This window comes from Methylophaga sp. UBA5088, assembly GCF_002414625.1.
Lineage (GTDB): Bacteria > Pseudomonadota > Gammaproteobacteria > Nitrosococcales > Methylophagaceae > Methylophaga > Methylophaga marina.
In genome coordinates this window covers 87,933-88,156 of the sequence record NZ_DIAC01000032.1, presented here as the reverse complement: position 1 = coordinate 88,156, position 224 = coordinate 87,933, and the positions used below count along the sequence as shown (strand labels likewise).

General features: G+C 35.7%; 1 pseudogene. It reads right to left on the bottom strand.

Going from position 1 to position 224, the window contains the following annotated elements:
- Window positions 1-224: pseudogene (locus tag B4K20_RS04730) on the bottom strand (PQQ-dependent dehydrogenase, methanol/ethanol family); the annotation flags it as partial.

Sequence of the window (224 nt, the reverse complement as noted above, 5' to 3'; positions counted from 1 at the left end):
TCATCATAGTTTTGTTTGGGTTCATATTTCCATTTGATGGCACCGTCATTATTTAGGTCTAATGCATACACAATGTTTGGAAATGGCGTATGAATGTATAAGGTATCGCCAATAACAAGTGAATTACCTTCATGACCCTTTAATACACCTGTTGAAAATGACCAGGCCATATTCAGATCTTTAACGTTCTCTTTATTGATATCCGTTAATTCACTATAGCGAGC